This window comes from Methylobacter psychrophilus (assembly GCF_025583945.1).
Taxonomy (GTDB): Bacteria; Pseudomonadota; Gammaproteobacteria; order Methylococcales; family Methylomonadaceae; genus Methylobacter_C; species Methylobacter_C psychrophilus.
In genome coordinates this window covers 24,495-38,991 of sequence record NZ_JAOEGU010000015.1, presented here as the reverse complement: position 1 = coordinate 38,991, position 14,497 = coordinate 24,495, and the positions used below count along the sequence as shown (strand labels likewise).

Annotated in this window: 14 protein-coding genes; 12 read left to right on the top strand and 2 right to left on the bottom strand. The window is 41.5% G+C overall.

Features of this window, described 5'->3' with window-relative positions:
* Positions 1–41: 41 nt before the first annotated feature.
* Positions 42–1,274 (top strand): alpha/beta hydrolase family protein, encoded by a 1,233-nt coding sequence (locus N7974_RS09360; RefSeq protein ID WP_262965359.1) that lies wholly within the window; start codon positions 42–44, stop codon positions 1,272–1,274.
* A gap of 105 nt (positions 1,275–1,379) precedes the next feature.
* Here the strand turns inward: N7974_RS09360 and N7974_RS09355 are convergent, their stop codons facing one another.
* Positions 1,380–2,171 (bottom strand): Crp/Fnr family transcriptional regulator, encoded by a 792-nt coding sequence (locus N7974_RS09355; RefSeq protein ID WP_262965358.1) that lies wholly within the window; start codon positions 2,169–2,171, stop codon positions 1,380–1,382.
* 871 nt (positions 2,172–3,042) lie between these two features.
* On the opposite strand from N7974_RS09355, the gene N7974_RS09350 reads away from it, so the two are divergent.
* From N7974_RS09350 to N7974_RS09325, 6 genes are all read left to right on the top strand, one after another.
* Positions 3,043–3,897 (top strand): caspase family protein, encoded by an 855-nt coding sequence (locus N7974_RS09350; protein ID WP_262965357.1) that lies wholly within the window; start codon positions 3,043–3,045, stop codon positions 3,895–3,897.
* 85 nt (positions 3,898–3,982) lie between these two features.
* Positions 3,983–4,984 (top strand): S1 family peptidase, encoded by a 1,002-nt coding sequence (locus N7974_RS09345; RefSeq protein WP_262965356.1) that lies wholly within the window; start codon positions 3,983–3,985, stop codon positions 4,982–4,984.
* Positions 4,985–5,049: 65 nt separating this feature from the next.
* A complete protein-coding gene (locus tag N7974_RS09340) occupies positions 5,050–5,268 on the top strand; it encodes a hypothetical protein (protein ID WP_262965355.1) in 219 nt (72 codons plus the stop codon).
* A 259-nt stretch (positions 5,269–5,527) separates the two neighbouring features.
* Positions 5,528–5,842 carry a protease inhibitor I42 family protein gene (locus N7974_RS09335; protein WP_262965354.1) on the top strand — a complete coding sequence of 105 codons (315 nt, stop codon included), beginning with the start codon at positions 5,528–5,530 and terminating at the stop codon, positions 5,840–5,842.
* Positions 5,843–5,960: 118 nt separating this feature from the next.
* Positions 5,961–6,839, top strand: coding sequence for a C1 family peptidase (locus N7974_RS09330; RefSeq protein ID WP_262965353.1), 879 nt, complete (start codon positions 5,961–5,963; stop codon positions 6,837–6,839).
* 253 nt (positions 6,840–7,092) lie between these two features.
* Entirely contained in the window at positions 7,093–9,018 is a 1,926-nt protein-coding gene (locus N7974_RS09325) for an alpha-amylase family glycosyl hydrolase (RefSeq protein WP_243220335.1), read from the top strand.
* Between the two features lie 103 nt (positions 9,019–9,121).
* Here N7974_RS09325 and smbP read toward each other — a convergent pair whose 3' ends face one another.
* On the bottom strand, positions 9,122–9,457 hold the full coding sequence (smbP, locus tag N7974_RS09320; RefSeq protein WP_262965352.1) for a small metal-binding protein SmbP: 336 nt from the start codon (positions 9,455–9,457) through the stop codon (positions 9,122–9,124).
* 693 nt (positions 9,458–10,150) lie between these two features.
* Here smbP and N7974_RS09315 point away from each other — a divergent pair.
* The 5 genes from N7974_RS09315 to N7974_RS09295 all read left to right on the top strand — a co-directional run bounded on the left by N7974_RS09315 (position 10,151) and on the right by N7974_RS09295 (position 14,475).
* The gene (locus N7974_RS09315) at positions 10,151–10,453 is read left to right on the top strand and encodes a DUF6763 family protein (RefSeq protein ID WP_262965351.1); all 303 of its coding nucleotides are present in this window, start codon (positions 10,151–10,153) and stop codon (positions 10,451–10,453) included.
* Positions 10,454–10,465: 12 nt separating this feature from the next.
* A complete protein-coding gene (locus tag N7974_RS09310; protein WP_262965350.1) occupies positions 10,466–11,308 on the top strand; it encodes an ATPase in 843 nt (280 codons plus the stop codon).
* A gap of 22 nt (positions 11,309–11,330) precedes the next feature.
* Complete coding sequence (gene metA / locus N7974_RS09305) at positions 11,331–12,395, top strand: homoserine O-succinyltransferase MetA (RefSeq protein ID WP_262965349.1); 1,065 nt, start codon at positions 11,331–11,333, stop codon at positions 12,393–12,395.
* Positions 12,396–12,863: a nucleoside deaminase gene (locus N7974_RS09300; RefSeq protein ID WP_262965348.1), complete on the top strand. Its 468-nt coding sequence runs from the start codon at positions 12,396–12,398 to the stop codon at positions 12,861–12,863.
* Positions 12,864–12,990: 127 nt separating this feature from the next.
* Positions 12,991–14,475, top strand: coding sequence for a flavin monoamine oxidase family protein (locus tag N7974_RS09295; protein ID WP_262965347.1), 1,485 nt, complete (start codon positions 12,991–12,993; stop codon positions 14,473–14,475).
* Positions 14,476–14,497: the final 22 nt, after the last annotated feature.

The window sequence follows — 14,497 nt, the reverse complement described above, 5'->3', positions numbered from 1 at the left end:
TACAAAATCAAGATCGCAAAAAATAATTAATCGGAATAACTATGAAATTATATATTGGCTTACTGTTGTTTGTTTTTACCACGAGTGTGCAAGCGGATTTTAAATTTACGCCTCTCGAACTACAAACTATCTCGCAACTTAATAAGATACTGACTAAAGAGCGCGATATTTTTTCGGTCGGAACACCGAAGAACTATGTTTTGCCACATTATTCGCCTGCCAAATATGATGTAGAGCTTTTTAAAGTCGCTTACGATTCAATTATCCCGGAGCAGGGCAATAAGCCAACCAAGGCCTTTGGCTTATTGGCGATCCCTAAAATTCGCGATGCCTCAGCTCTGCCTATCGTTTCTTATCAGCATGGTACGGTGTTCGGAAAACATGAAGTGCCGTCCTATGCATTTTCTGATCAAGCTAATCCTGGTGCTTATGAAACACGGTTAATGGTTGCCCAATTTGCCGGCCAAGGTTATATAGTCATAGCCGCTGATTACTTCGGTATGGGTGATTCCATAGAACCTGAGGCCTATTCAGTCAAGGCCAGCGAACAGCAAGCTTGTAATGATTTGTATGATGCGGCGATTCAATTTCTCAAACAAGAAAAAAAAATAAGCCAGACAGACTTATTTCTGGCAGGTTGGTCACAAGGAGGCTTTGTTACTACAGCCTTTCTGGAGAAACTTGAAAGCCGAGGCATTCCTGTTAAAGCCGCGTCTACTGCATCAGCCCCCAGTGATCCTTTTGCTGCGATGAACGGATGGCTTTATCATCCAAGAAAAATCGATGCCAAGTGGTTAAATACTTTGGTTGCTTTTAGCGTATTTTCTTATGAAAATTATTTTTCCAAGCCCGGTCTTGCGAAAGCGGTTATAAAGCCAGCTTATTATGATGACATGCGAAAAGTATATGAGAGGGATTACAGTAATCAAGAAGAGCTTTTTAAAGAAATTCTTCCGAGAGTTCCAACTGATTTCAAAAAGTTGCTTAATGATGAATATTCAGATCCAAGCTATTTTGCCGGCTCCGAATATGGCAAAATTATGGCCAATATGCAAACCTATCGTAGCGTATTCAAAACACCGGTAAAAATGTATTACGGCACGTTGGATGAAGTTATTGCCATTCCAATAGGTAAACTGGCTTCTATTTATCAAAAAAGCATGGGTAGTCAGTTAATTGTTACCGAGCAGGTTAAATCAGGTAATCACCGTGGAACTTTTCTTACTTCTGTAGCCCGTGAAAAAGAATGGTTTGATAAATTGCAAGCACACTAAGCGAATCGCCAATATGTCGTAAAGCTTGATGGCTGTTCAAACATTACTTTTCGATAGCGCTTTAAAGCCTCGTTGATTTTAATAATCTTCGGGGCTTTTGCATTTTTAACTACTCCGAAAGACTTGGCTGCCAACTCTGCCCGCTTCAATCGGGTTTTCAAGTCCCTCAGGGACTAAAATTTTAAAGGTAGACCCGGCTAAAGAATAAAGACTGTCGTAATCCAGAATGGTCAATTCATGTCTTTGTATTTGCAATACGCCTTCGTCCCTAAAGGCGTGTAAAGTTCGGTTGACATGTACGGTAGTCAGTCCAAGCGTATCTCCTATATCTTCCTGTTTAAGTGGAAATTGAATGGAGTATTCATTATTCAGGCCACGCAGCATGAGTCGATGAAAAAGCTCCAACACCATAAAAGCGATCCTTTCTCGTGCGTTTCGATGGGTAATATTTCCCAGATACATTTCGGTGAGCATCTTGTCACAAGCTTCTGTAGCAGCAAGACTTAAAGCCAGTTCTGGCTGGGTAGAATAGTGCTCTACACTTTTTGGAACCTTGCAGAGGACACTGTCCAATAAAGCGATAGCTGAATAGATAGCAGGGCCGTTTAGGTGTTGTTGAAATCCGAGTAGCTCCCCTGGCAAGACTGATCGAAACACCTGACGTTTACCGTCTTCGGAAAGCCTGGTCAGCATTACCCAACCTTCTCGCAAGACAAATAACTCGTTATTTAGATCGCCTTGGTGATATAAATATTGCTTTGCAGTCACTGCCAGATTTTTAACAGCATGCGGATCAAATTCTGTTGAAGAGCTGTTTAACAGGCTTTTGCAAAACTGGAAATATCGGTTAGGGCATGTACAGCATAGCCCTTTTGATCCATTTGAACGAAAATACATGTGACCTATACCCCGATAGCAATATGAAACAGCTATAAAGGGCAAGTCTAACATAATTAATGGTCGGCTTTTAATAGGTATAAATACGGATAGCTTTCTGTCAGTTTTTTTGCGGTGTATCAACGGCTGTTAAATAAAAATAAATTTTTTGTTAAAAAATTAACCTGGATTAATTTTTCTTAGTGAGGCTGTGGATAGAATAAGTGCGGTTCATGAGTTAGGCATATTTAGTTGAAAGCGTTAATTTTTGGGTACATTGGTTATGATGGCGTCAAAAAATCAAACATTTTATTTACACTAAAGAAGCGACAAAAACCTTGTTAATTAGAAGCTGGTAGAGAATCGGTTTTATTCTGAAGCGGCAACTTTATAAATTGCTCACGATATTTTTTACTCCTTTCCAAGAAATTAGATAGAACATCAATGGCGTCTGTCATCCTTATTCATTTAATTTACAATCAGCCCGAAGTAATTTTTCCAAAAAAAGGATAATAAAATGGAGACTGCAAATACTAAAAGAGCTGTTTTTTTTTACAAGCATATTATTAATTTTAGCCGTTGTCGGTACCAATAACATCATCCTTACATAAGGCCTAAAACCTTCAAAAATCCTGTTATTTCGGGCTATCGGTTTGATTGGTGTCGACACTGAAGCGCCCAATGTGAAGTTCACCTAGCAGGTAAATTTTTATGTTAGACGTTACGGCAGACATCGTTAATACATTGTTTGAAAAGTGACTTAGATTAACAGCTAGCCATTATGGCCAGATAAATAATTCCTAAAAATTAGCGGCTCTGATGCATAAATGCCGCAGCACCAGAGTATTTGTCGGAACTAGCGGCTATTTAACTGAAGCAAAGGAGAACTATCATGACAAAGAAAGCATTGTTGGTTGGAATTAATGATTATGCACCCGTCGGTGCTGGAGGGCCTGACTTACGCGGCTGTATAAACGATGTCCGCGACATGGCCAATACTTTGAGTGCCCTTGGTATCGTCCCGGCAACCCCGGCCGCAATGCAAATTCTAACCGACAGTAGAGCAACAAAGGCGGCCATTATTAACGGTTTCAAATGGTTGATTAAGGGAGCGAAGAAAGGCGATGTATTGATCTTTTTTTATTCCGGGCATGGCTCGCAAGTAGCGAATGTTAACGGGGATGAATTAGATGGTAAAGATGAAACCATTGTCCCGCATGACTATGCCAGTGCCGGTATGCTTAAGGATGACGATTTTCGCGCCATGCTTGCCGGCTTGCCGGCCGGGGTAAATCTGGATATTATTTTCGATTCCTGTCATGCCGGCACCGGGACCCGGGAGTTGGCGCTTATGGCAGCAGCCCCTGAGGAGCTATATGTCGCTTATCGTTATATTGAGCCACCTATAGATTGGGGGTTCTTTCTGGATGCTCATCCTTCACTTCCCACGATTGGTTTACTCATGCCTGGAGGAACAGCAGCTACAAGAGATGCTCTCGTTGTGCCTGGTCTGAACCACGTTTTGTGGGCAGCATGCCGCGATAACCAGACTTCTGCCGAAACACTTATCGGTGGTGTATACAGGGGTGTTTTTACATATAACTTCTGCAAGGTGTTAAGGGGAGCTGGCGTATCAATCACACGACGTCGCCTTGATGCACAAGTGACTGTGAATGTCAGAGGTTATGGCCAAACCCCTCAATTGGAAGGCACGAGCGCTTCACTTGCCGAGAAAGTTTTTACGTAAGCTCGAATTTTTTGTAAATGTCTTAACCCCCCGAGGTTATAAATACCCTAATTAATAATAACAGCTAATTGCAAAGAGGTTTGATATGAACAATACAGTTGTCACTACGGTTCGCGGTATCTTAAAAGAGCGTTCCACAGAATTGTTAGGCTACGCCAATGTCGTGGCTACAGGTGTCGGCTATAAAATGGTTGACGGAAAATTAACTGACATACCCAGTATCATTTGCTCTGTTGTCAATAAATTACCCACTTCCGGTTTGTCGTCACGAAATTTGATACCCGCTGAAATTGGCGGTGTACCAACAGACGTTGTCGCTACAGGTATCATTCGTGCTTTTCAAGCGCCTACGGAGCGTTTTCGTCCCGCTCCCGGTGGCGTCAGTGTCGGTCACAAAGATATTACCGCTGGAACTTTAGGTTGCTGGGTACGCAGAAATGGAGAATGGATGATATTGTCTAATAATCATGTCTTGGCCAACATCAATGCGGCAAAAATTGGTGATGCCATTTTGCAACCCGGCTCTTATGATGGCGGAAAAAACCCTGATGATCAAATAGCAACGCTGGAAGATTTTATCGCTATTACTCTTCAGGAGCTACCCAGCGATTGTGACATCGCTGGCAATATTGTTGCCATTTTAAATGCTCTGTCTGGTGTAGTGGGTAGTGATACCCGTCTGAAAGCAGTCAGAATAAGAGCAGCAGAAAATCTGGTTGATGCGGCTATTGCCCGCCCTATAAGCCTGGAAGATGTACTCCCGGAAATTCTCAATATTGGAGCTATCAAAGGCACAGCATCTGCAGTGTTAGGCATGCCGCTTAAAAAAACCGGACGAACCACCAATTATACCGAAGGGCAAGTGACACAGGTGGATGTTACTGCTAATGTGAGTTATGGAGAAAATCGTACGGCTTTGTTTACCGACCAAATTATGGCGGGAGCTATAAGCCAACCAGGTGATAGCGGTTCGGCAATATTAAACAATAATGATGAGCTGGTTGGATTGCTTTTTGCCGGCAGTGATACGACTACGATTATTAATCGTATAGAAAATGTATTTTCTGCGCTTAATTTAACGTTGTGAAACTGAGCTTTTTATCATTGCTACTAATACTTGCAATCGGATGCAGTCCGGAGGAGGGAGTTACTGTGACAGAATCTATTCAACAGGTTAAAAACAAACATGAAAACCAATTAATGACCATGCCGGGCGTCGTTTCGGTCGGTATTGGTCAGGGTGATAACGGACAATCAGTTATTGTTATAGGCGTTGAAAGTCAGGCTAAATTAGACAAATTAACGTTACCTGTAAAATTGGACGGTTATCCTGTTAACGTTCAAATCATGGGTACTATTCGGGCGCAGTAACCAGCTGCTTCAGTCTGTACCTAAAACTTTCTTATTTAGGTAATCCCGTGGCTTTGGTGCCAGAGATTACCAAAGGGAGTCTGAACCGATAGTCATAAATGGTTTGTGTCAGGTGTTTTGAAGCATAAACAGAATTTCTGCATCCAAGCCATTGTGAAAGTACTGACTGAGGTTCGTCGCTAATCAAGATAATTTATGCGCAATTCTTGTTAATGCATTTATGCTGGGACATCCGGTTAATATTTTGTCAGGCGAATCCATGAGATTAAGTGAAAGAGATTACGGTAGAACGTTCGAGATCAGTATTGGCGAAGAACTGGAAATTATATTACCAGCAAATCCAACTACAGGATATATCTGGGAGCCATGTTCGTTAGATGTGAATAGACTGAGGCTCGGTCAAGCAGAGTTTTTTGCCAACGATAAAGTGCCAGGATCTGTTGGCATGGAAATTATAAAACTGCATGCGCTTGCGGCAGGAACAAGCATAGTGAAGCTGATATTCCATCGATCCTTTGAGCAAAATATACCGCCTTTAAAAACTTTTGAAGTGACTCTTGTTATTAAGAAATGATTATCCGATTAAATTAATTCAAGACAACAAATCCTCTTTAAGGAGCTACTAAATAAAATAGTGCGACAACTTCGATAAAAATAATCAAGAATATTACTTAATTTTTGGAGATAAGACGATGAACGAATTACAAGAAAATTATGGTTTGGGCTGGGTTCGCGATCTGCCCGATTTCAGAGATTACTCACCTCAACATGAGGACATTAAACCCCTGCTTAAACAGCTCAACGTATTGACTGCGCCGCCAGCTTTGCCCGCTAAAGTAGATCTCCGTGCGTGGTGTGCTCCTATTGAGGATCAGGGGCAGTTGGGGTCATGCACAGCTAATGCCGGTGTTGGAATGATCGAGTTCTATCAAAAAAAAGCCTATGGTGAATGGCTGGACGGCTCCAGATTGTTTCTTTACAAAGCAACCCGCAATCTTTTGGGCTGGACTGGTGATACCGGTGCCTATTTGCGAACCACTATGGGAGCCATGGCATTATTTGGGGTTCCACCGGAAAAGTATTGGCCTTATAAAATTGCCAGTTTTGATGTAGAGCCTTCGGCATTTTTATATGCCTTTGCCCAATCTTTCCAGGCTGTTAATTATTACCGACTCGATCCTGTAGGCACCACTCCTGCAAATCTGTTAAGTCAAATCAAGACTAATCTGGCGGCTAATTTACCCTCCATGTTTGGCTTTACGGTTTATAATTCTGTGAGTCAAGCGAACGGTGCAGGCAAAGGCAAAATTCCTTATCCTTCCTCTAAAGATAAGGTAGCAGGTGGACATGCCATTATGGCGGTCGGTTATGACGATGCCTTGACCATCAAGAACGCCAATAGCAGTACGACAACCACAGGGGCTTTATTAATAAGAAATTCCTGGGGAACCAGTTGGGGTGATGGGGGTTATGGTTGGCTACCGTATGAATATGTCCTAAAAGGACTGGCCGTGGATTGGTGGACACTGATCAGTGAAAAATATGTCCAAACAACGAAATTCGGGCTCTAGGTTTTCTATAGATTCTCAGATAAATAATTTCGATGTTAACAGATACCATCCCTTCAAGGGATGTTATCTGTATGATCTTACCGGAAGTTTAATTTTTGAAAGTCACCATGAGAAATAGATGCTGATACAAGGCAAGAATTACACCTCGTAAACTTTTTTCACTATTTCGGAATTGTAACATCACTTGCAGTAATTTCAGATCGTTTTAGCTCCTTTTGCAATGACTTTTTTAAAGAATGAAGGTTAAAAAATCATGAAAAATACAGATAATAAAACCCATAATAAAATTGAATCATCAATTGCCGATATAGATTGGGCGGCTTATAAAAAACCTGAATTTCATCCTTCACCGGCGGCATGGGAAGATCAGGTTCTTTATTTTTTATTGCTGGATCGATTTTCTGATGGCAACGAAAAGGGTTATGTCGACAATAACGGTAAGTCGGTAGCTACCGGAATAACGCCGCTTTTTCAATTTGACCGGGATGCCTATAATACCGATCGGAAGCAATGGTCAGAACAGGGTAACCGTTGGCTGGGGGGGACTTTGAAAGGCCTGGCAAGCAAAATAGGTTATTTGAAACGTCTTGGGGTCACTGCGATCTGGATTAGTCCGGTATTTAAACAAAAACCTAAAGACGAGCACTCCTATCATGGTTACGCAATACAGAATTTTTTGGATGTCGATCCCCATTTTGGCACACGACAAGATTTGCAGGACTTGGTAGATATCGCTCATAAGCAAGGTATCTACGTTATTCTGGATATTATTTTTAATCATTCTGGCGATGTATTCGCTTATGATGCTGACCGCTATTACACTGGCGATGGGCATGGAGGTCATTTCATGGATCCGCGTTGGGATAATAATCCCTATCGGGTTAAAGGCTACCGTAATGCTGATGGAAATCCTGATGTTCCATTTGCACGGATTGATACAGTTGCCCATCCTGAAGCGTGGCCTGATCAAGCTATCTGGCCGACAGAGTTGCAGTATCCAGAGACTTTCACCCGCAAAGGTCGTATTTCAAGCTGGGATTATGATCCTGAATATCGGGAAGGCGATTTTATGACGCTGAAAGATATTAATCACGGAGAACATGATCGTGACGTCTATGGCAACAGGATTATTGATAGTTTTCATCCCACTGCGGCTCTTGCAGCACTCTGTGATATCTATAAATTCTGGATCGCATTCGCCGACATTGACGGCTATCGTATTGATACAGTCAAACATATGGAGCCAGGGGCTACCCGTTACTTCACCGCAGTCATTCAAGAATATGCTCAAAGTCTGGGTAAGGAAAACTTCTACCTGATTGGTGAAATCACCGGAGGTCGTGAATTTGCCTTTGATACGATGGAAACGACGGGGCTCAATGCGGCTTTGGGTATTGATGATATACCGGACAAGATGGAATATCTGGCAAAAGGTTATCGTGATCCGCAATCCTACTTTAATTTGTTTAGAAATTCGATACTGGTCAGAAAAGATTCTCATGTGTGGTTTGGCAAGCATATCGTCACGCTTTTTGATGATCATGATCAAGTTCGTAAAGGTAATAACAAGGCACGCTTTTGCGCTGAAAGTAATGGTTACGCACATTTATCAACTGTTGTTGCTCTTAATCTCACCACGATGGGCATTCCCTGTCTGTTTTACGGCACGGAACAAGCCTTTAACGGTGCTGGAGATAATGACCGTTATTTGCGTGAATGTATGTTTGGTGGAAAATTTGGCTCCATTCAAAGTAGTGGTCTGCATTTTTTTAATGAGGATCATAAAATCTACCGAATAATTGCGGACATTAATAAAATCAGACAAGAGTTTATTGCTCTGCGTAGAGGGCGGCAGTATCTTCGGCAAATTTCTGATAGTGGTGATGCCGGTACTTTTGGTTATCCACAAATGATTGGTGGCCTTATTCTGTCTGTCGTACCTTGGTCGCGCATCTTCAATAATCACGAAATGGTACTGGCAATTAACACCGATGTTGATCAATCCCGAACTGCTTGGGTGACCATTGATAACAATTTGCATGGGGATAATTCGACGTTTTTAAAATGCCTTTATTCAACTGATCCCAAACAGAAAGGTTTAGAAGTCAGGATTGAAGCACGAAATGGCAAAGCAGTTCGCTTAACGGTTCCGCCCGGTGGATTTGTCATCTATGAATAGTTGAGTCAGCCTTGGAAAAATTATTCAGCTTATTAACAGAAACTATAACACTATAAAAAACGGGCAAAATAATCTGCCCGTTTTGTTCAAACAGATCTTGATATTATTTTTGACTGGCTTTTATGTGTTCTACTGCTTCTTCGGCAGATTTTGTAGCAGGTTGTACGTGCCCCAAATTGCCCTCATCAATAGCTTTTTGCAACGAATCAGCGGCTGCGTTTAAATGATTTTTTGGTATGCTTTTGGCCACGATAGAAGCAGCCAAGGTATGATCCAGAGCGGCTTTTGCATGTTCGACCAAAATAGGTGCATGACCGGCTTTACCGTGTACTACAGCAGTGCTGGCATGCTCCAGGGCTTGGTCGGCATGTTCTTCTGCGAAAACGTTTGTGCTTAAACACAGCAATAAACCTGCAAATACGGATGCTATTTTTTTCATTATTATCTCCTCGGTATTATTTAGAATATTTAGATTGTCGATACCACGTATTACAAAAAATTTAAAACTGGTGGTTCGGCGCTTATATTTTTACCATCATAATATTTATTTTGCAATGCACCGATTAATCTAAATATTGTCACTGAACATTTTATCGGGTGGATCTTTGTCTTTCGACAGAATAATGATCTATTTTCATCGGTTTACCCGGAAAATCTTGCTCTTTTATAATCATAAAATTAATAAATCTGTACGACAAATCTGTCGTTCCCTTAAACGGCTAAATTTCTGTTATCCAATGCAGGTCAGGAGCCTTCATGGCAACGTTCTTGTTACTTGATAGAATACCTTAACGCCAGACAAGCGTCAGTACAAGATTACCCACTTGCAAGTAAGCCGGACTTCCTTTATAACTGATTAAACTATCCCTAAACAGGATAGTTTTTGGCGATATGTTTTAAGGTAAAAATAAAAAATAGTAAGAGTATTTCAACTTCGGAAAAATATTTTTTTGCTTAAAGCGGGTTAATAAACTCTGCCAAGTAATGTGCATTTTATAATTTTGGCTAGTTCATCTTTGTACAAAGGTTTAGGATAAACGGCATAGGTGTTTTTAAATCGCTAAAGTTATTTTATGTCAGTGATTAATTTATATCTTATCGAATATTCTGACTAACATTTAAGGTGAGTATTATGACAACAGTAACAGACCCTATCATCGATAGCTGGTACAAAGACGTAGAAAACAAACTGAAATTTAAAGTTGTTGCTATCGATGAAAATGACGATTCAATTGAAGTTCAATACCTTAATGGTGATATTGGCGAATATGATAATGACAGTTGGTATAACTCAACCTTTGATTACATCGAAGCGCCTGAGGATTGGAGCGCTCCTTTTGATGACATTGAAACCGATGATCTGGGCTATTCAGACACGGATTCCCACAAGCCCAATGATGAGGATATGGACATTGAAAATTATCTGGATAAGTAAGGAAACTTTTACATGAAAATGAGCCCACAGGAATTCTTAGACTGGCCATCAAAAAGAATTACTTTGCTGGCTATGTCAGGCGCCGGAAAAACGACATTAGCCAATAAATTACCTAAAGCCAAATGGTTTCATTATTCGGGTGATTATCGGATAGGCACGAAATATCTACGAGAGCCCATTCTTGATAATATTAAACGCCAAGCAATGAGTGTGCCTTTTTTGCGTGAGTTATTATTATCGGATTCTATTTATATTTCCAATAAAATAACCGTTGATAATCTTGCTCCGGTATCTTCTTTTTTGGGAAAGCTTGGTGATCCGGCTCATGCCGGATTGTCTTTACAGGAATTTAAACGTCGGCAATTATTGCATCATCAGGCCGAAATTGCTGCCATGAACGATGTCCCTGAATTTATTCATAAAGCCGAAGATATCTACGGTTATCATCATTTTATCAACGATGCCGGAGGTAGCGTTTGTGAGTTGGACAGTCCTGATGTCTTGAAAACACTGGCTCAAAATACGCTAATTATTTATATCAAAATACCACCAGCTTTGGAGCAAACCATTATTGAGCGAGCCAAAACTGATCCCAAGCCATTGTATTATCGGGAAGCGTTTCTTGATGAAAAGCTCGCTGAATTTATGGCCCTGAAAAACTATGCCTCTACCGATGTTATGCCACCGGATGAATTTGTTTCCTGGGTTTTTCCTGAGCTATTCAAATCCAGGTTACCTCGTTATCAGGCTATCGCCGACCAGTACGGTTATACCGTTGATGCTAACGATGCCGCTGCTGTCAGGAATGAAGCTGATTTTATCCGGTTGATTACCGATGCGCTGGCTAAACAGTGATGATAACCAGTAGGTTGTTATTATGCCTTTAGTCGCCCATATTGATTTGCCCACTTTTCAACGTCTGCGTGAAGAAGGTGAAGAAATATTAGCGCCGGATCGTGCGAGTCAACAGGATATTAGGGAAATGCATATCGGTTTTCTTAATTTAATGCCGGATGCTGCACTGGAAGCGACAGAAAGACAATTTTTTCGATTAGTGGGGGCCTGTAATCAAATTGTTCAATTCCATGTTCATCCTTTTACGGTGGCAGGTTTGACAAGAAGTCCTGATGCGCAGGCGCATATTGATAAATATTATGAGTCCTTTGAGCAAATCAAGCTGGATGGTCTGGATGCCCTAATTATCAGTGGTGCCAATGTCACTCATCCCAGTCTGCCTGAAGAGGATTTCTGGCAACCGCTGATGGAAGTTTTTTCCTGGGCTAATGAAAATGTCACCTCTGTGCTCTGCTCATGCCTTGCCACTCACGCTGTCATTCAATATCTTTACGGTATTGAGCGCACCCGATTACCTGCCAAACGTTGGGGAGTTTTTACCCATAAGCTCATCAACCGAACCCATCCCCTGGTTGCAGAAATTAACACCCGCTTTGATGTACCTCATTCCCGGTTTAATGAAATATTTCAGAGTGATATGGAACGGTGTGGGCTTAAAATTTTGGCTGCCAGCAAAGAAGCCGGAGTACATCTTGCAGTGAGTCCTGATGGTTTTCGTATTGTATTCTTTCAAGGTCATCCCGAATACGATGATATTAGTTTGTTAAAGGAATATAAACGCGAAGTGATGCGCTTTTATCGAAGGGAAAGGGCAGACTATCCGCCTTTCCCTGAACATTATTTTAATGAAATTGTGCAGCAAATTTTTTCCGATTATGAGCTACATGTCAGATCATCCAGGCATTTTGGTAAACCACTGGATGTATTTCCTGAAGCCGAGGTTCTGGAGCATATTGATAATACCTGGAGTGATACGGCAAAGGCTGTTTTTAATAACTGGTTAGGCAAGATATATCAACTCACTCACCAGGATAGACGTCTGCCTTTTATGGCGGATGTTGACCCCAATAATCCCTTGGGGCTATAGATGCACGAGGGATTTTTACAGCAAGCCATCGATCTGGCAGCAGACAATGTCACCTCAGGTGCCGGTGGTCCTTATGGAGCGATTATTGTTAAAGATAAGCGACTGATAGCGGCCAGTGGCAATAAGGTCACCAGCTCTCTTGATCCTACCGCTCATGCGGAGATTTCGGCAATACGCCTGGCGTGTATAGCGCTTAATGATTTTCAGCTTCACGGCTGTATTCTTTACACCAGTTGCGAACCTTGCCCTATGTGTTTAGGCGCAATCTACTGGGCAAGGCTTGCAAAAGTTTATTATGCTTGTAGTCGTTTTGATGCCGCTGCCGCAAATTTTGACGATAGTTTTATTTATGATGAAATTTTAATTTCGCCATCTGAACGTACTATTGCAATGCACCATGTAAACCTGCCCAATGCCTTGCAGCCCTTTAAATTATGGACTGAAAAAAAAGGTAAGGTAGTTTATTGACAGCTATTCCTGCATAAGAAATTTGATGAATTACAATGATTTTTATAGGGATTATTTAACCGAAATGGGAAAAATCCAAATTTCAGTTAACAGTATTGTTTCGGAAGAAGAATAGATTTTTCAATAAATGGCAAGTAGTTATAAACTTAATCAAGTTGAGGCTGAAATGACAATCTGTTTTCTTAATATCCGGCAGCGTTTTATAGGGTTTTCTTTTTTGACTCTCATGCTTGGCTTGCAATCAGGCTTGGTGTATGCCGATAATAATAGCGCCGATGTTTTAATTGTCGGTGCCGGCTTATCCGGCTTAAGTTCAGCCTATTATTTGAAAAAAGCCGGTAAAACAGTCGTTATACTGGAGATGAGTCCACATGTTGGTGGCCGTATACGTACGGCTTCTTATCCGGACAACGCGCAAGCAGAAATAGGATTGGAAGAATTTTGGGAGAGTAATCCTGCGCTTGAGATATTGCATGAACTTAACGTCCCTCTGGAAACCTCCTACACCAGTTTTTCAAGCTTTTATTATCAAAGCAAGCTTTATCCCTTTACACATAAAAGTAATTTAGAATTTCTTCAGTCAGTTATCAGTGACGATGAAATGGATGCTTACAAAAAGTGGGATAAAAAAATGACGGAGCTTTATAAACAGCTGGAAATTCGTCCTTTGGCTGGCAATCTTCTGGCCCTGAAAGAGATATCGTTTGCTGACTGGATACATGAAACCAGCGGTCTCTCCGTTAAGACCCAAGAATTTGTGCGTATTGAAACCGAGCCGGAATATGCCACTTCATGGCAACAAATCAGTGCACTGGATGGTATTGCGGAGTGGCATTTTTTCTCAGGCAAAGGTCAATCTCCTTATCATGTGGTGGGTGGCAATCAACGTGCCGCACAAGCTATCGCTGATTTTGTCGGTAATGATAATATAGGCCTTAACCAACTGGTCACCCATATTAAATCTACCGATACGGGTGTAGAAATAACGACTACCGACATGGGCACTTTTCAGCAACAAGTTTACCGTGCCAAATACGCAATTACCACGGTACCTTTATTCAGACTAAATGATATTCAGTTTAATCCACCGCTTTCTTCCGACAGAAAGGAGGCGATACGAACACAATTGGGTGGCGCTTACTTTACTGCCCATGTGCTGGTGGATAATAAGGCCAGACATTATTGGACAGCCAAAGGTGAGAGCCTTTTACCTATTCTTTCCGATGGCCCTTTGGGTGTTATCTATGAGGGAAAATCCGAAGCCAATAAAGATGCTGTCTTAAATTTACTGGTTACCGGCATTCATGCTGAACGTTTTAATGCCAGAGCTAACGGATTGGAGGACGATCAGAAAGCGTTACTTGAAGCTTTCGAGAAACAGTGGCCAGGATTTGGTTCATCGGTCAAGCAAATGACCTTTTACCGTTATCATCCCAGAGCTATTGCTTCTTGGCCTGTTGGCAGGTCGCGCTTTGACAGTCTTTCTGATTCTTTAAGGCTGCCCCAAGGCCGTATTTATTTTGCCGGTGATTTCACCGAGGATACCCATTCCAATGGTGCATCTACTTCGGCTATACGGGTAGTTGACGATGTTTTAAAGCAAAAGCAATAACTCGTTTAGCTTATCCACCAAC